This is a genomic window from Marinomonas sp. THO17 (assembly GCF_040436405.1).
Taxonomy (GTDB): Bacteria; Pseudomonadota; Gammaproteobacteria; order Pseudomonadales; family Marinomonadaceae; genus Marinomonas.
Genome location: NZ_AP031575.1, coordinates 2271367 through 2288821 on the forward strand (window position 1 = coordinate 2271367; position 17455 = coordinate 2288821).

Consider the following 17455-nt stretch of genomic DNA (forward strand, 5'->3'; position numbering starts at 1 on the left):
AGGCGAGTTGGTACAACTAAGTTATGCCTGTCCTGTATTATTTTCATGTCCTGTATTATTTTCAGGAAAGTGCCCGCTTCGATGCTGCCAGCATTGGCGCAGCTCTTCGGGGTCAGCGTGGATGAACTGGTGGGACTTAAAGATACCGCGACTAAGAGAGGGCCAATGCCCAAACTTCAACGTCAGATTGAACAAGTCGCCTTGCTGCCCAAGGCTAAACAGAAATTTGTGAGTGAGATGCTAGATACTGTGATTCAACAAACGGCACATTAAAAAGCCCGCGAATGCGGGCTTGATTAATCTTTTTATTTTTTTGATCGCGAAGTTCTTTGATCGTTTTGTTCCAATAACGACATGCTTCTATATGCTGCTCACGTGTTAAGGCTGTTTTGTTTTCAGGATCAGTAGGACTGCCGCCAACAATGATAGGAGTAATCTCAAATATTTCTAAGCCTCTGAGCTGCTTTCTATTTTGCTTTCTGGTATCAGAGTAGCGAGCCATCAGAATCTCTCATTCTTTCTAGCAAGTGAGTGAAGTTATCAGCTACTGGTGTAGCATGTTGCAGATCCATTCCAATAAAAGGAATCTCAACAACCTTATAGGGTTTACTTCGAGTATCAAACCCAAAACCTTCCCCACCACCATTAGAGCCAAATAGAAATATCCCTGGCGCGTATTTTTCAGCTTCATATTCCTTGTTGAACGGAATTAACTCTTCAGCCTTCCAGAGGATTAAATACACCTCACCAACAAAGCCTTCTCCACCATTTAATTCAGAAAAAACAGATAAATAATCATTTGATAACGATAATTCAGCCAACTCGGCAAGAGCGTCGCTAGACGCTCCTCCCTCAAAAGAAAAATCATCAAGCAGATCCTTTAAATTTTCGTCCACAGCAATTTAACTTCCAACGTCTTTTTGTAATTTGTACCACCATGGGGTTACTTGTTTTCTGTGCAAGCTTCTATCGATGATTACCTTATTCGCTGGATCGGTCGTCGAACCACCGAACTTCAACGGTTGAACTTCATGCACATCGACTGGTTCAACTAAGTTATGCCTGTCCTGTATTAGCTCTAAGAGCCCGCGAAAGCGGGCGTGAGATTTAACGGGTTAGATCATAATCAACCGGCGATTTAATATTGGCTGTTAACCTATAACCTTCATCTAGCTTTTTGGCTGCTTCATCACCAACATAAAAAGATTTTATTTTTGTAAACCTTTTTTTAATTGATGAGACAATGCCCTTATATAAGGCTATTGACCATTCATCATCCGATACTGTTCCTACCTGGCCAGCAATAATACAAGACGAATCATTAAGCAGTCCTCCCGCTCTAAAAGATACACTTCTTGGATGAGACATTTGGTCATAAAATCTTTTAATGTCTCCATTTCTCTGTTCTACAGATCTTGCTTTTGGCTCATCGCCTGGCGCTATCAACAAATACAACTCTGATTGATTTTGATCACCCACAGAAATAAATCCTAAATCTTCTATCTCTTCAGGTGATTCGTAAACGCTAGGTTCCTCGCTTTTTTCCTGAAAAGAAAAAACGTAAGGAACCTTAAGTCGAACATCGTTTAAAACTAACAACAAATCATTTTGCGTCGCAAAAAATGAAATTTGATTCTTTGCCATGGGTGACCTTTATGATTTTCTTTGCCATGGGTGACCTTTATGATTTTCTTTGCCATGGGTGACCTTTATGGTTTTGGTATCAACAACAAATGGTCACCTGGGGTTTGCGATCTGATTCTAGCCGCGTTTGTTGCTTCACGAATAGTTGGGGTTATGCCATCTGCTCGGGTATCAACTGTGTTGACTCGAACTGTACGTCCATTTTTGGTGGCTGTGATATCTGGAAACGAAGAGCCTTTTCGACCACCGCCAGGTCCTGGCAAATACTCTTCTGGAAGCCGATTAACTCTGCCAGTAATCGTAAAGCCTCTATTCTCCATTTCAGTAGCAACATCATCTATATGCTGTCTGGTACTAGGCTTTCCTAATCGGCCTCCTGGGTTAGGTACACTCTTTGTAACCTTAGACTTACCAAATAAACCAGACCATGTTTGCGGTTTCTTAAATAGGGAGGTGAGCACACCAATCCCGATCCAAGAACTAAGTTATGCCTGTCCTGTATTATTCCGTAATTAACATTGACTTGAGCCTGTAGTCCCAAATAATCGAACAACAAACCCGATAAAATATATGACAATTATAAATATGAAAATGAAACACAATTGGATTGTATTGAATATGAAGAATATAATCCCTTCAAGTCCAGTACCTCCTGAGTCCACTTGCCCATAATAAAGAACATTAAAAGGCAAAACACTGCAAGAAATTACTGATGCCAAATTAACTAACCAGCGTTTTATATTAGAAAAGCCAAGAAAAATCACTATACATCCACCTATAATATATGAAGATGTGACCCAAAGGTTCATAATAAACCAGCTCAGTGAAAAAAATGACGTTGAGGCAAAACTAAACTCAGTATATCCTGCATAATAAATCGCCACTATGTATAGGCTATACAAACATAAAAATATGATTTTCGTCTTAGTAAAATGTCTGTATACCATTAATCTATATTCTCCTATTGTGGATCTGACAGTATCAAGCGTTCCACTTCGTTAAGCATTTCATCTGCAACACTCCACTATCAATAACGAATTTTCTTTTATCGCCGTTCTGGCATCCTCTATCTGAGATTGCGGAACACTCCAACAGTACACCTTGTCCGATAATGGCTTTAGCGACCCGACTTTATTTTCTTCAATCCATCTAGCTAAAGTCATTCCTTCAATCAATGAATTAACATGATTCTGAGATAATATGTTCACTGAATAAATGTCTCTAAAATGCCCTTTCAAATGACGATTTAAAGCTATCCTTTCGTTCATCCAAGCTCCAATGCTGTCAGCTTCTTTCATTTCTTCTTCGCTATAGCCAAGACCAGAAGACATTCCGTATGCATACATATCAGGCCCTTTTGAAAAGGGGCGCTCATATACTATTCCATAGACTTGCGCACTAGTTCTTGTGACTTTAGCAATAATCTCATCTAACAAATCCTGACAAGAGCCATCCAATTCTTTATCAAAACAAAACATCATTGTTTTAGTTTGGTAAGAATTAATTGAAGCGAAAACCGACCAACCAAATGCTAATTGCTTAAAACCTGGAATTGTTAGGAATAGCTCCACTACTTTAGGTAGAGATTTGCCAATTGAAACTTTTTTCTCTAACTCTTCAATTGACGAAGCTTTGGTCTTATCTGGTTGACTCCCAAGCAATACATGATCTGGAAGAACTCCCAATAATTGGAAGAATTTGAAAGCTATTGCGAGCCAATCTTTGAGGCTATATTCACCTTCCCAATCATAAAAAACTATGCACTTAGCTGAACCTTTTCTCATTTAATATTTTACGTTAGGCCAATTTAATCCCTGAGCTTCTACCTCAACAACCTTGTTACCGTTAGGATCAATAGAAAAATCTAAAAGCAACTTGTCTTTCAAATCAGCTGATAAAAACACTATTATTCCTTCATCATTAAGCCCAAAAGGAAATGAAAAGTTAACATCTTTTATACTGCCAACTTTATACAAACCACAAATATTTGTTTTACTAGTCCAGAGATATACTTGCTCATTATTAGTGTCATATAAACCTTGAATATAGCTACCAAACCGAATATCATCTTTTTCAGAAAAATCTACCTTAAATTTTTCGGCAGGTAAATTTACTAGATTCGATGTTCCAGCCCGAACTTCATCTACTTTGTCTACAGACGATAACTCATCCTTACTCACGGTTTTATTTGCAGGTATTCCAAGCTCTAACAGATAAGAAGCAATTTTGCTTAAATATTCACGCTTATTCTTAACGTTAGTTATCATAGTCTACCTTAGACTTATCATTACCCAATTTAGGTCGACCATAGTCATTCATTCGGACTTGGCCAGTAAGCGGATCTGTTTTTACTGTGCCAGCTTCCCAGTGACTTTGGCCTGGATAACTCCTATCAAGAGTTTGTTGTTGGACTGATTTTATTTGAGTTCCACCACCAGGCTTAAAAACTTCATATTGATATTCGCGACCTGATGCATTTCTAGATTGCGAAATGGGCTGTTGGCTGGTTGGAATCTCTTGCTCTTTCATAACCTGTTTTCTGGCTGCGTTCTCTGTAACATCAAATCTGGCTAGATAACTTAGCTACCACTTCCTCAAAAGGCTTTTCCTGCCCGAGCACACTTTCGATATCAAAGCTTTCATCCATGACAGTTTCTTCACTATCACCATTCAATATCTCGATGTGCCCTTGGCCCGAATCCCAAAAAGTAAGCCGACAGAAATAACTGTTAAAGTCGAAATCAACCGTAATGCTCTGCGTGTCTGCGTGCTCAGGTGCACGCATAATTTCAAATATACAACCGAGCATCGTAAATACATTTGCGTCAGAGTTAAGCCAATCTAAAACTTTCTGAAGCATCATAATCACCTTATTTTTGTCGCTTTGTGGACTATGTTTTCTGCATCCGGTATTTGTGGAACTGGATTCCCTTTTCTAGCAGCAAGCCTACCCGTGGCAGAATTCGGACCTACAATCTGTGCCCAACCCTCATTAGTTATCTTCAAAGAGGGTGCCGGTATATCAAACTCGGCATACACATTTCCAACTTTGGTTTGTTTTATAAAATGCTTCAGGATTAGCAGGGTCAGCAACATGCGTCTTACCAGAATAACTTTCCTGCGCTTTCCCCGTCTTTTTCATCTTGGCCAATTCATCAGAAGACATCCAACGACCGACTGTCTTCTTCGTAACCTTAGACTTATCAAATAAGCCAGACCATGTTTGCGGTTTCTTAAATAGGGAGGTGAGCAAACCAATCCCGATCCAATTTTCTGGTTCGCTTGCTGCATCCAATAAAACAATTGAACTTGGTACTCTATTATCTATTTTTTCTAAATCATTTCCATTCCACTAAGTTATGCCTGTCCTGTATTATTGGTCTCCCAATCATAAAAAACTATGCACTTAGCTGAACCTTTTCTCATAATAATACACCTTAAAAGTTATTGTATGGGTGCAATTCGGACATTTCCTCTCATACTTGATGGCAATTGTTGCATAGCATCTAAATTACGCTGATAGAGGAAAGCAGGGTTATCAGTTTTGATGGAAACTCAACGGAATCGATAAGACCATCAGTCCTTCTCCCTATAACGTCCGGTAAACGCCGTGGGGATGTTTTCACCCCTGAGGTCGTACTGTAAGGCGCACCTTCTCATATTGGCCAGACTTGGCCATTCTTACCGCTTCTCTGTAGCTTCTGAATTGATGTCCGGGAGTTCCGGTTTTCTGAGCTTTCCCTTCTATTATGTTTTTCCAGGATTTATCTACATTGTGTATAACATTTAAGTTTCAGAGTCTGAGAAAATTTTTTTAACGATTCCGGCACCTATCTTTTTGCCTTCCCAAAGAGAGATCTCATCTTCTTCATTTAAGTGGCTGAGAACATTCTCAGGATTAAGAAATTTAACAGCTATGTCATATTCCATGCCAAGTTCAAAAACCGTAGTTCCATCCAAGATGAATCGACAATCAAACGCCTGAGTATCATCAATCATCAAAAGGCAACCAATCGAGGATTGGCGACCACCTTCAGCGGCACTAAGAAAACGAACAAGTATAGTTGCTTCTTTCTTCATCATTTTGGTATCGCCATAGAGTTTAAAATTTCAGGCCTTAGACCATTTAAGGATTGGTTTGGTAAAACATAAGCGGGTATCCCTCCATCAACACTCACAAGTTTTGGTAATGTGGTTTTTTGAATTTTTTTCGAATGTTCCCTAGATTTCCTTACTGCATTCACATAAGGAAACAAGAACCCCTGAATATACAATAAGTGGTACCATTAACTCATATAAACCAGAAGAACACTTCAAAATCATAGGTATCAATTGAAAATAATTACCTGTCCGAGATGCCTCTGAATATTTATCCAAAGTTAAAGAACTTTCTACCAAATTAATATCATCATATGTAATCTTAAGTTCTTTGGCTGAATCAGCACTTTCAGATTTATAGTAAAGTCCTTTCGTATAAAGACACAAAGTAATGGAAAACCTATCACACAAGAACACTCCATAACCTAACTCAGTATCTTTTTTGTTTTCTTCCAACCATTTGCCATGCTCACCATAGACAACAGTCTTTAAACTATCTCTGATAATTTCAATCGTATCCATTATCTCAAACTCTTGATAAAGTCTTGTAATCCTTCTTTTGTTGCAGGAAAAAACTTAAGATGGGTGTCATGTTAAATGTTGTTTGTAACATTAAAACTTTACAAAAATCGCTAACTTCACGAGTTCGTCAATATAAAACAATAACCATCGCTTTTTCCAATAGAGTTCATATGCACTACGAAACGATTAGCAGCCTCAAAACAGGCTTCAATGTACTCGCCGAGCCTATCCCCATTTTTGATATCAGAAAAGTCTGCAATCTCGTCTAGATTGGGTTTCACGCTTCCATCTTTTAGCAAGTAGAAACCTTCAATCCCTATAACCGCAAAGCCAGCAGATTTGCTAGCCTGTAAAAAAGCTGCACAATGTGCCTTATACACAATGAATTCACCATCGCAAAAAACACCTTTACCATTAAATGGTTTTAATAAGTCAACTTCCATCATATCCATGTCACTCAAAAGGAGGTTTCCAGTCCGCTTTGTTTACATTTGAAATCTGGACAATCGTACCGTCATTATCATTACGCACAACATAGTGTCCATCCTCAGGGATATAAGCTGTAGCGGGCTCATCACTGTTCCATCGTGTATCTCTTGTCGAAACAGTTTTATTTGGGTTCTCAATCGTACTGTTAACGCTGTCCTTATCCCAATCTCGCTTACCCATTTGCTTCTCGATTTTCTTTTCAAATTGAGTTGTTACTTCCTTTGTAACCTTAGACTTACCAAATAAACCAGACCATGTTTGCGGTTTCTTAAATAGGGAGGTGAGCACACCAATCCCGATCCAAGAACTAAGTTATGCCTGTCCTGTATTATTACTCTTTCCACTTATAAAGTTGGTTTCGCCTTAGCCCAAGTTCTCTAGCGACATCCGCAGCTGGTTTATCAGATGTTTCCATTAAGCGAATCGCTTCCAACTTAAACTCTTTGGTATAGGCATTATAAGGTTTACGTTTTGTTGTCATAAGAACACTCCTAAAGGACTTATTGTCCCTGATTAAAAATGTCCATTAAACTGTAGCAGGTTCAGGGTGACCCCAATTATTCTTCCAAAAAAACAGACTTTCTAACAGATTCTTTTGACGGCAATGATTTAAGATAATCACCACAATCAATATATCCCTTCACATCGTCGTAAGCATAAATATTCTGAATTTTCACTAATGCTTTTACCACACACGCTAACAAAACTTGATCGATTTCTTGCCACCCATCATCTAACTCAAGAGCCACTAAAAAACAATTCTTATTATTAACAGTTAAGCGCAGTTGATTTTCATCCAAAAATTCTCTAACTCGTTCGTCACGATATGTCTCAACCCTAATCCAAGGCTCCTGTTCTTGCATCTCAGACCACTTACCGTTTGCCTCCCATTTGTTCACCTTAAGATCTAAATAAGAGGCATCATTTAATACCTCCGCATCCTGAACAAAGGAAACTGGAATACTTTCTCCCCAAGCATCATTAACTATAGATGCACGACTAGGAAGAGGGACTTTGTTATCTATCAGTACAATATATTTAGAATACACTACATATTTCCTGTTTCTTGGAGGCGCTTTAAGCCTTTTTCAGCATTTTTAATCAATTGATCTCTAGAGGATTTCGGTAGACGCTTGAATGCCTTATTAATTTGAGGAGCTAAGGGCTTTGATAAATCTGGACTAAAATCAACGATCGATCCCTTCCCACTACCAGACTGTATTTGCAGCTTTCCATTAGGTTCGATATCAACTCTTAAAAGTCTTTTTTTTAGTCCCGATAACGGCTTCAACAGGTAGTCCTATGGTTTCACTAGACTTGATTACTCCTTTTGTAACATCACCATGTTCTTCACTATACACCAAGCGAAGACCCAATAGATCAGTATCTGCTGGCTGATAACCGTCTGAAATCAGATCTATTTCTATTTTGCTTCCATCCAATCCAGTTAGAATAGAATAATCGCACCCGTTTCTTCGTTAATTGGAAACGCTGTACTCTGGTCTTCTGTAGCCAAAGGCGAGTCTGCTGGAGAAATAAGAATATTATCCTCTGGGTTAACATCATGTATCTGCTTTCCACCTGAATCTAGTACACCATTTTGCGAATATGTAACAAACAAAGCTATCATCTGTATTTTCAATGAATCACTCATTTCTTGGCATTCAGGTGAGTCTTTAAGTATCTCTATTTGATCTTGTAATGTGGTAGCTGCTGAAGTAGTTCCAATTATGGCTAATGCTCTAGTTAATAAAGTTTCTGTGACAATTCCAAGTACTAGGCTTAATAAGGTGGGTAGTTTGTTAAATTATGCGTCCAAAGGAGAGTCTTAACTTATTGAAAAATGAATGTCATAGGCTGGGTGCCTTGCTAAATTGCCTGTCCTGCTACATCAACTTTCATTAAAAAGCCAATCACTTAATATGATTGGCTTCGAGAGGTGGGTGGCACGTTAAATCCTAGTTAAATCCAGCCAATTTTTATAAAATTTGAAAAAGATACATTTAATTATCTATTAAATTCATTGAAATTTAAAACCATCCTCTATTATTTAATATATAAGTTTCCTCAAAGCTTTCATTAGATTTAAATATGTATATCACACATTCAATAAATGCAATAACCATCATTATCAGTGTTGGAATTCCAATAAAAACATAACCAATAATTGACGTTAATAACATTATAACGCCTTGCATTTTATAGCCAAGATAAAATTTATGAGCACCAAATGCACCTAAAAGAAATGCAAAAAGTATTGCGCCCATTTTTTTAGAAGAGCTTTTTTTAGATGGATTAGTATTTGGATTAATGGTTGTTGCAAAACTCTCATTAATTATAAAATCAACCCTCATATCCACGCTAGGAAATGATTTTATTCTCCATTGTTCTATATCGAATTCATAGCGTTTACCGTCATCTCCGGAAATAATACCTGTACGACTTGAATCATCAAATAATAATATTTTTCCTTTCATTAATTATCTCCTCTAAAGTGAAAAAAATAGATCTACAAAACAATGCTCAAGCATTGAAAAAAACATAAGTCTTAGGTCAAACAGAACAAAACAATCCAACTAAATAAAAAACTGAAAAGTAAAATTAATTTTTATTGAGAAATGAATTTAACATTAATTTTTGATACTCAAGGAATTTTGGATTAATCTCTCTATCTTGATTTATTACAGAAAGAAATAGCGAAATGTAATGATCAGAATTTAATTCATCTTGCTTTTTGGCTTCCTTAAAAGAAGCATATTCTTCTAATATAATCGAATAATATTGATCTACACTTTTACCAACCTCATATTTCAATGCATTCATTCTATCTTTCAATGCATTCATTCTATCCTCATAATCTTTATTATTTTTTTTATTTTGAAATTCCATAATTAGCATATAGCCTGCCATAATATTAAAATCTTTTTCCAATCTGTTTTTTTGTTTTACTAACACCTCATCATCAAACTCTATATCACCAATATTTCCATTTTGAACATCTTCAAATAATATATAAACCATATTATAATAGAAATGCATCAATTTTATATGTTCAACCATTGATAGCTTAATAAAACTACCTTGATAAGAGTTGTATTCAAAAGCATATAATGAGGACATTAATTCTGTATAAGCGACAAAAAAATCAACTGCCACATTCTCTTTATGCGCATCTTTACCACTACCCAAAAATTTGCTTTCAAATGCGGCAATATAATCATATAATTTCCTTCTGCACACTCTGGCTTTTTCTTCAAGCGCCGACATAATTTTTTCATTATATATTGGTGAAAATAATGGCCGAGAAAAGCTCACCTCACTAGAAAGGATTTCTTTATATTTCGTTGTAATACTCTCAACATTATCAACAAGATTTCCTTTATTTTTTGAAAATCCAATTTCACCACTGTAATTTAAAAACACCTTTCCACAAGAAATCCTTAACTTCTCAGAATAAAAATAAAGGCTCATCTGCTCCTTAAAATTCATCGAATATTTATTATTTATAATCGCCTTCTTTGTCAAATCCTCCTCATTTGAAATGGAGCTGTCCACCGAACGAGATGTACATGCAGAGACTAAAATTACGGCACATAATATCAAAACAACTCTCAATCTCTAACCTCCTAATTTACTTGCCTTTGCTTAAAAAGATACACCTAAGACTCGATTATGCGTATGTGAACCTTAACAACTAAACCAATACGATTTTTCAAGAAACCACACTATCACTTAATTTACAATAAGTGAACATACGTCATATTGAATAAACTCACACTAAGAGCAATCAATAAGTCTTTTTTTGATTGTAAAAATCATTTTTCATTTGGGGGGGAATTGATATAAATATCCTACTAATATCTACTAAAAATTATAAAACTTAAACCGCAGGTATAAGTTCAAGATGCATTACAGATTCCAAAAACAGTCACGGTTTTATTTCCGGTCTACCAAACTATTCATAGCAATCAAAAAACAATAATCATTAGGACGCTCTAGTGGTACAAACCAATCCAATCTTCAACTCCATTGCTCTCATCGCAGTCGATCATGCTGAAGAGAAAAATCACCTCCTAATGCCTCGATGTAACAATGATGCTAACTAAAGGCCATCCTCTTTTGCTTTTTTACATTCCGTATCAGCTGGGTAAAAGTGCGCAACATTCCGTCGGTCAATCTTACACATCATGACACATCTCCGTCTGAGTTTTACTCGGCTTTCAATTAACCTTATCCCAATATTGAATGAGGTGAGTTGTTCCTAAGTTAATCACGTTAAGGCTTTTGCTCCCTCTTTACTGTGTTTGATTTCGATTGTTGATCAGGTTATGAATATGCAAATAGAGAAGCGCTTTAAAAATACGAGTTCACTGTTAGTCTGGATAATGACTGGTGTTATTCTGTTGGCCACTGTGGTTAGTGCATTCATTATGATGAGCACCATGTCTAAGTTGCGAGTTCAGCAACAAAGCCTAACGGAACAGCAAAACATCATATTGCGTTCCACTGCACATCTAGGAGACATAGTCCCTGACAAATATAATGACATTCAGCAGCACCTTGTTGATAAAGACTACGCACACGAGCTGGACAACCAAGCTTGGTTAAAAGAATACCAGATCACTGTCGATAATCTGTTGGCAAACGCGACTCAATATGAAGACATTCTTGCACTTGGACAACAACTTCAACAGCAAGGGATGAACACGGAAAGCTTGCTTCAGAAGATTGAAAATTGGCACCAAAGACAGGGGAATTTTGTTTCTCAAAGTCAGTTCCAAAGCTTAGTTGAAAAAGCTCAACTCAAAATAGACGCCTTGCGCAGCTTAGCAAATGCTCTCAATAATCAATATCGCCAAACAGCAGCCAGCGAACTTTATACATCGAGCGATACTGCTACGAATCCACAGGATGGCTTACTTCAATATTATAAAAGTTTACGCAACAGCCCACTAGATACGGCCTTGGTCATAGCGTTAGAAAGCATTGCTATGCTGGATTCCAGTGTATTTGCCTTGCTGTATAGTGAGCAAAAAATGGCAATAGACGAAATCAGTGATAATCTGGTTACACCATCCATATTGATGCTTCAAGACGCCATTACCACCATTCAAACCGAGTACCCAGCGTATGCTGACAGCCTTGTTCGTCAGTTAGAGGAATTAAAGACTCTACTCTATGGCAATGCGTATCAGTATTCTCAGGACGACATGAGTTTTGTCTTTACGCCACAAAGTTTGATGGGCGAGTTGTATCAACAAATGTCATTTACACAAGAAACCCAATTATTGGGTGAGGCCTTAGACAATACCCTTTTGCCGATTGAAAACTATCTTGATCAAATAACTAAGCAAGTACAACAAGCCTCGCATCGTTTCAAACAGCAAGCAGATCAAGAGTGGCAAGCTGCGACCAAGCAAATTGGCGTTATTTGTCTGGTGGCTTTATTGATCATCTTCGTTCTTGCTTGGCTCATTACTCGTAACCTTTGGAAACAAAGCAAACAGGCCGTAGAAAGCGAGGACAGATTCCGCTCTATGTTTGACATGACGCCAGACCCTGCTTGGATCATGATCAATGAACGTATTGTGGAAAGTAACCAAGCGGCTGCAAGCAAGTTCAAAGCCCTACACACTAGTTTAAATGGTCAATCCATTGCCAGCTTATCGCCTTCCATTCAAGCTAATGGCAAAGCTACCTTGGATGAACACTACGCCTTGTTGGATGCCGTCAAAGAAACTGGTAGAGGTAAAACTGAGTGGCTTTTCAAAGGCGAACAACACAAGCCAGTTTATGCTGATATGGCATTGGTTACCGTGACCTATCAGAATCAAGAAGCCATTCTGTGCATCTGGCGTGACATTACCAAGCGTCAACCAACACAAGCGCCTTCGCCTTCTTATCCAATCCCATTAGAGCAAGCAGTCAAAGCTTCAGGGTCAGAACAACAGCAAAGCAAAGAAGCCACTGAAAGTGCTTATCAGACCTCAGAACAAAGTAATAGCAAGCGTGTGTTGCTAGTTAATAACAATAACGCCACACGAGACATGCTGATTGCCGATGTGAATACCCTTGGTTTGGGCTGCGATGCTGTTAAAAATGTCCATCAAGCCATTGATAAAATACGCAAAGCAGAGCAACAAGGTCAGACTTATCAACTGATTCTTATTGACTGGCAGCTGTCTGCAACTGATGGTGTAGAAGCCAGCCGTCAAATTTTATCAAGCATAGCCGAAGCGCCACCTGTGATCATCATGGCACCAACTCACAGAATGAATAGTGTTAAAGCTAATGCGGCGGAGAAAGATCTAAATATTACAGGCTTTCTAACCAAACCTGTGACCTTACCCAGTTTATTTGATGCCATTGCTTTGTCTCACCGAGACACCAACGGCAATCCTGTCACCATTAGTGATGAGGAATATTTGGCAACCGATTACCCCTATCTGTACGGTGCAAAAGTCCTATTGGTTGAGGACAACGATATCAATCGCGAATTGGCAGCGGAACTGCTGAGAAAACATCAAGTCGATCTGAGTCTAGCCACCAATGGCGCAGAAGCGCTAGAGAAGATAGCAGAACAAGCCTTCGATTTGGTGCTGATGGACTGTCAAATGCCGATCATGGATGGCTATCAAGCCACACAAATCATTCGCCAAGACAATCAGTTCGATCAGCTACCCATCATTGCGTTAACTGGCAATGCGTTTAATAAGGATATGGATAAGGTGCATAAAGCAGGTATGAATGATCACATTACTAAGCCAATCGACATTCATTCTATGTTCAACACCATGTCAAAATGGCTATCCTCGGATACATCCATGTCTCATACTTTGTCTTTACCGACAAGAAATGCTGCATTAATCAGTGAATTCAACGCTTATCCTTTACCGGACATGCCTCAACTGGATACTTATATCGGCTTAAAGCACGCATTGAGTCACCATTTATATATCCGCATGTTGCAGCGTTTTACAGAGAAACAACAAGACTTTATAGGACTCTTTGAACAAGCCGTTGCTAAAGGGGCCATGGAAGACGCTCGACGTCATTGCCACACTCTGAAGTCCATCGCGGCAACATTGGGTATGCATTATTTAAGCGAATTGGCCAAACAACTGGAAGAAAATTGCACTCAGCAGGAAGCTAAAATCGCCTTACAAAGCGAACTGGATACCATACTAAGTGGCTTACTGATTTGGCAAAGAGGCATTTTTGGTCCTACAGAAAGTACCGATCCACAAATTCATAAGGATAAACCTTCTGCAAATTAATGGGCGAGGCCATGAATTATCATGGCCTCAAAGCCTGAATGGCTAAATCAAAACAGCGCATACATTAAATAGAAGGCCATAAAGAAAGCAGTTACAAAACGAAATAGGAAGCTCTTTCTATACCGACTATAGCTTTTTTAAATCGACATACTAAATAATAACAATTTTATTAATTTCTCATTCTCTCCTAATATGCCCCCTGTTGGTAACGCAAACACATTAGGAGATAGATAATGATCAACACTCAAATCAAACCTTTCACTGCAACGGCTTTCAAAGAAGGCGAGTTCGTAGAAGTAACTGAAAAGAATGTACTAGGTAAATGGGCAGTATTTTTCTTCTACCCAGCTGACTTCACATTTGTATGCCCAACTGAGCTTGGTGATGTGGCTGACAAATACGAAGAGCTACAAAAGCTAGGCGTAGAAGTATTCTCTGTTTCTACAGACACACACTTCACTCACAAAGCATGGCACGACAGCTCTGACACTATCGGTAAAATCAACTACTACATGCTAGGCGACCAAAATGGCAGCATCACTAATAACTTCGGTGTAATGCGTGAAGGCCAAGGTCTTGCTGACCGTGCGACTTTCTTGATCGATCCAGAAGGTACTATCCAAGCAATGGAAATCACTGCAGAAGGCATCGGCCGTGACGCAGACGATCTAATGCGTAAAGTTAAAGCCGCTCAGTACGTTGCTGCTCACCCAGGTGAAGTATGCCCAGCTAAGTGGAAAGAAGGTGAAGCGACATTGGCGCCATCTCTAGACCTAGTCGGTAAAATCTAAGACGACTCTCCTAATGGTTGGGCGCGCCGCGTCCAACCTTGGGCTTAGCCAGTCTTGGTATTTGGCCCTCAACACAAACATTTCGGATGCAATCGCCTCAAGACGAGCTTGTTAGGCATGGATTTCTGCGCCCGAATTTTACAGTAATCCTCAAGGTTAAAACGGATTAAACACTATGTTAGACGCAAATATGAAACAACAGTTGGGCACGTACCTTCAAAATATCGTTAATCCGATTGAGATTACTGTGTCCTCAAATGGCAATGACAAATCAGCAGAGTTAATCTCGCTTGCTCAAGAAATTGAAGCATTAAATACAGGAAAAATTGGTCTAACTATTGATGAAAACCCGAACGGTCGTGCGCCTCAAATGGCCATTGCACCAAAAGGCGAAACGCCTCGTGTTCGCTTCGCAGGCATTCCAATGGGCCATGAATTTACTTCTCTTGTGTTGGCTTTGTTACAAGCGGGTGGCCATCCATCTAAAGCAGCACAAGAGACCCTAGAACAAATTAAAGGATTAGACGCTGAACTGAACTTCGAGGTGTACATTTCCCTCTCATGTCACAACTGCCCTGACGTGGTTCAAGCGGTCAACCTTATGGCAGTACTGAATCCGAAGATCACTGCCACCATGATAGATGGCGCTTTGTTCCAGAGCGAAGTAGATGAGCGCAACATCATGGCCGTTCCAGCGGTTTTCCTAAATGGTGAACACTTTGGTCAAGGCCGTATGACCTTAGACGAAATTCTAAACAAAGTAGACACAGGTGCCGCGGATAAACAAGCAGCCGCTTTGTCTGAAAAAGACCCATACGATGTTTTGGTAGTGGGTGGTGGTCCTGCTGGCGCTTCCGCTGCCATTTATGCAGCGCGTAAAGGCATTCGCACTGGTGTAGTAGCCGAGCGTTTCGGTGGTCAAGTAGCCGATACCATGGCCATTGAAAACTTCATTTCTGTCAAAGCCACCGATGGTCCAAAACTGGTTACCGGTTTGGAACAACACGTATTAGATTATGATGTTGATGTCATGAAGACACAAAAAGCCGTGCGCCTAGAGAAAAAAGACCTAATCGAAGTGGAAATGGAGAATGGCGCGGTTTTAAAAAGTAAATCCGTCGTTCTAGCAACGGGTGCTCGCTGGAGAGAAATGAACGTACCGGGCGAACAAGAATATCGTGGTAAGGGTGTTGCTTACTGCCCACACTGTGACGGCCCCTTGTTCAAAGGCAAGAAAACTGCTGTTATTGGTGGTGGTAACTCAGGTATCGAAGCCGCTATTGATCTTGCAGGTATTGTTGAGCATGTCACTGTGCTGGAATTTGGCGACACACTTCGTGCCGACGATGTGTTAGTGAAAAAGGCTGAGTCTCTCGCCAATGTCACCATCATCAAAAATGCCATGACCACTGAGGTCTTAGGCGATGGTGAACGCGTGATTGGTTTGAAATACACTGATCGTAAGACTGACGAGGTTCATCTAGTGGATGTGGCAGGTATCTTCGTACAAATCGGCTTGGTACCAAACAGTGAATTCCTCGAAAATACCTTGGAATTGACCAATCGTGGCGAGATTGTGGTAAACGGACACGGCGAGACATCAATGCCTGGAGTCTTTGCCGCTGGAGATGTGACCACTGCGCCTTATAAGCAAATCATCATTTCCATGGGATCGGGTGCAACCGCTGCCTTGGGTGCATTCGATTACCTAATCCGCAACTAAGCGGACTACTAGAAGCCATATAAACCGCCATCTTGCTTAGCGAGATGGCGGTTTTTTTATCGCAAAATTCTGTTAGCACTCCAGAAACAAACTGTTTCGTACAAAAATAAGTACAAGTACAATTTTAGCTACTCAGTTGGAGGAGTAGCTTATGGATACATTAAGTTATTCAGCCTTTAGAACCAATCTGGCCAGTACACTTGATAAAGTGAATGACGACCATAAACCTGTTCTCATTACTCTTCAGGGCGGCAAACCTGCTGTACTTATTAGCTTAGAAGATTTTCAAGCATATGAAGAAACAGCTTATTTGATGGCAAGCCCAAAAAACGCTTCCCGCTTGAACGAAGCCATTGCCGAAATAGAAGCAGGTAATGCAGCAAAAAGAAATCTAATTGAAGAATGATCTTAGCTTGGGCTGAACACGCATGGGAAGATTATCTTTATTGGCAGCTAAAAGATAAAAAGACCCTTAAGCGGATTAATACGTTAATTAAAGCTATTTCACCTCAGCCCTTTGAAGAGGTAGGCGACCCGGAGCCATTAAAGCATAACTGGTCTGGCTATTGGTCACGCTGTATTGATCGAGAGCGCAGACTTGTCTATAAAGTAGAAGGTAATCAGCTATTTATCGTTCAGTGTCGTTATCACTACTAACAGCAGCCCTTGCTGACTATTTCCGCAATGACGCCAACAAATGTCAAAAAACTTCTCTTTCAATCAGCTAGATAATCTGGAATCTAATTGGCGCGGTAACTCAATACTCATTATATCTGGACTATGTAAATTATATCTGGACTATGTAAATTGAGAGAGGTTACAGCCGAGTATTAGTGACCATGCTCTCTGTAAACCAATTAACATGCCATTAAAGCTCTCATCCTAAGAGCTTTAATGGCATTCTGATCAAT

General features: G+C 39.3%; 23 protein-coding genes. 5 read left to right on the plus strand and 18 right to left on the minus strand.

What is annotated here, in order from left to right; translation table 11 throughout:
* Positions 1–214 precede the first annotated feature (214 nt).
* The 18 genes from ABXS85_RS10825 to ABXS85_RS10910 form a co-directional block, all read right to left on the minus strand.
* Positions 215–502: a hypothetical protein gene (locus ABXS85_RS10825; RefSeq protein WP_353666544.1), complete on the minus strand. Its 288-nt coding sequence runs from the start codon at positions 500–502 to the stop codon at positions 215–217.
* Positions 486–896 carry an SMI1/KNR4 family protein gene (locus ABXS85_RS10830; protein WP_353666545.1) on the minus strand — a complete coding sequence of 137 codons (411 nt, stop codon included), beginning with the start codon at positions 894–896 and terminating at the stop codon, positions 486–488. Before ABXS85_RS10830 ends, ABXS85_RS10825 begins: the two co-directional genes overlap by 17 nt.
* Before the next feature lie 211 nt (positions 897–1107).
* Positions 1108–1644 (minus strand): hypothetical protein, encoded by a 537-nt coding sequence (locus tag ABXS85_RS10835; RefSeq protein WP_353666546.1) that lies wholly within the window; start codon positions 1642–1644, stop codon positions 1108–1110.
* Positions 1645–1709: 65 nt separating this feature from the next.
* Positions 1710–2105, minus strand: a complete 396-nt coding sequence (locus ABXS85_RS10840) for a hypothetical protein (protein ID WP_353666547.1) — start codon at positions 2103–2105, stop codon at positions 1710–1712.
* A 546-nt stretch (positions 2106–2651) separates the two neighbouring features.
* Positions 2652–3428 carry a hypothetical protein gene (locus ABXS85_RS10845; RefSeq protein ID WP_353666548.1) on the minus strand — a complete coding sequence of 259 codons (777 nt, stop codon included), beginning with the start codon at positions 3426–3428 and terminating at the stop codon, positions 2652–2654.
* On the minus strand, positions 3429–3911 hold the full coding sequence (locus tag ABXS85_RS10850; protein ID WP_353666549.1) for a hypothetical protein: 483 nt from the start codon (positions 3909–3911) through the stop codon (positions 3429–3431). It abuts the gene before it with no gap.
* The gene (locus ABXS85_RS10855) at positions 3901–4173 is read right to left on the minus strand and encodes a hypothetical protein (RefSeq protein WP_353666550.1); all 273 of its coding nucleotides are present in this window, start codon (positions 4171–4173) and stop codon (positions 3901–3903) included. Before ABXS85_RS10855 ends, ABXS85_RS10850 begins: the two co-directional genes overlap by 11 nt.
* Positions 4174–4204: 31 nt before the next feature.
* Positions 4205–4504, minus strand: coding sequence for a hypothetical protein (locus ABXS85_RS10860; RefSeq protein ID WP_353666551.1), 300 nt, complete (start codon positions 4502–4504; stop codon positions 4205–4207).
* Between the two features lie 926 nt (positions 4505–5430).
* Positions 5431–5727 (minus strand): hypothetical protein, encoded by a 297-nt coding sequence (locus ABXS85_RS10865; RefSeq protein ID WP_353666552.1) that lies wholly within the window; start codon positions 5725–5727, stop codon positions 5431–5433.
* Between the two features lie 138 nt (positions 5728–5865).
* Positions 5866–6264 (minus strand): hypothetical protein, encoded by a 399-nt coding sequence (locus tag ABXS85_RS10870; protein WP_353666553.1) that lies wholly within the window; start codon positions 6262–6264, stop codon positions 5866–5868.
* A 116-nt stretch (positions 6265–6380) separates the two neighbouring features.
* The gene (locus ABXS85_RS10875) at positions 6381–6725 is read right to left on the minus strand and encodes a hypothetical protein (protein ID WP_353666554.1); all 345 of its coding nucleotides are present in this window, start codon (positions 6723–6725) and stop codon (positions 6381–6383) included.
* Complete coding sequence (locus ABXS85_RS10880; protein ID WP_353666555.1) at positions 6718–7041, minus strand: colicin E5-related ribonuclease; 324 nt, start codon at positions 7039–7041, stop codon at positions 6718–6720. The genes ABXS85_RS10875 and ABXS85_RS10880 overlap by 8 nt, the downstream gene beginning before the upstream one ends.
* Positions 7042–7084: 43 nt before the next feature.
* A complete protein-coding gene (locus ABXS85_RS10885) occupies positions 7085–7234 on the minus strand; it encodes a transposase (RefSeq protein WP_353666556.1) in 150 nt (49 codons plus the stop codon).
* 76 nt (positions 7235–7310) lie between these two features.
* Positions 7311–7802, minus strand: a complete 492-nt coding sequence (locus tag ABXS85_RS10890; protein WP_353666557.1) for a hypothetical protein — start codon at positions 7800–7802, stop codon at positions 7311–7313.
* On the minus strand, positions 7802–8044 hold the full coding sequence (locus tag ABXS85_RS10895; RefSeq protein ID WP_353666558.1) for a hypothetical protein: 243 nt from the start codon (positions 8042–8044) through the stop codon (positions 7802–7804). The genes ABXS85_RS10890 and ABXS85_RS10895 overlap by 1 nt, the downstream gene beginning before the upstream one ends.
* 156 nt (positions 8045–8200) lie before the next feature.
* Positions 8201–8374, minus strand: coding sequence for a hypothetical protein (locus ABXS85_RS10900; protein ID WP_353666559.1), 174 nt, complete (start codon positions 8372–8374; stop codon positions 8201–8203).
* Positions 8375–8783: 409 nt separating this feature from the next.
* Complete coding sequence (locus ABXS85_RS10905; protein ID WP_353666560.1) at positions 8784–9230, minus strand: TM2 domain-containing protein; 447 nt, start codon at positions 9228–9230, stop codon at positions 8784–8786.
* Between the two features lie 124 nt (positions 9231–9354).
* Entirely contained in the window at positions 9355–10368 is a 1014-nt protein-coding gene (locus tag ABXS85_RS10910; RefSeq protein ID WP_353666561.1) for a hypothetical protein, read from the minus strand.
* Between the two features lie 719 nt (positions 10369–11087).
* Between ABXS85_RS10910 and ABXS85_RS10915 the strand changes: the two genes are divergently transcribed.
* From ABXS85_RS10915 to ABXS85_RS10935, 5 genes are all read left to right on the plus strand, one after another.
* Positions 11088–14030, plus strand: coding sequence for a response regulator (locus tag ABXS85_RS10915; RefSeq protein ID WP_353666562.1), 2943 nt, complete (start codon positions 11088–11090; stop codon positions 14028–14030).
* Between the two features lie 233 nt (positions 14031–14263).
* Complete coding sequence (ahpC, locus tag ABXS85_RS10920) at positions 14264–14821, plus strand: alkyl hydroperoxide reductase subunit C (protein ID WP_353666563.1); 558 nt, start codon at positions 14264–14266, stop codon at positions 14819–14821.
* Positions 14822–14996: 175 nt separating this feature from the next.
* Positions 14997–16544: an alkyl hydroperoxide reductase subunit F gene (ahpF, locus tag ABXS85_RS10925; protein ID WP_353666564.1), complete on the plus strand. Its 1548-nt coding sequence runs from the start codon at positions 14997–14999 to the stop codon at positions 16542–16544.
* Positions 16545–16695: 151 nt separating this feature from the next.
* Complete coding sequence (locus tag ABXS85_RS10930) at positions 16696–16950, plus strand: type II toxin-antitoxin system prevent-host-death family antitoxin (RefSeq protein WP_353666565.1); 255 nt, start codon at positions 16696–16698, stop codon at positions 16948–16950.
* Positions 16947–17201, plus strand: coding sequence for a Txe/YoeB family addiction module toxin (locus tag ABXS85_RS10935; protein WP_353666566.1), 255 nt, complete (start codon positions 16947–16949; stop codon positions 17199–17201). The genes ABXS85_RS10930 and ABXS85_RS10935 overlap by 4 nt, the downstream gene beginning before the upstream one ends.
* Positions 17202–17455: the final 254 nt, after the last annotated feature.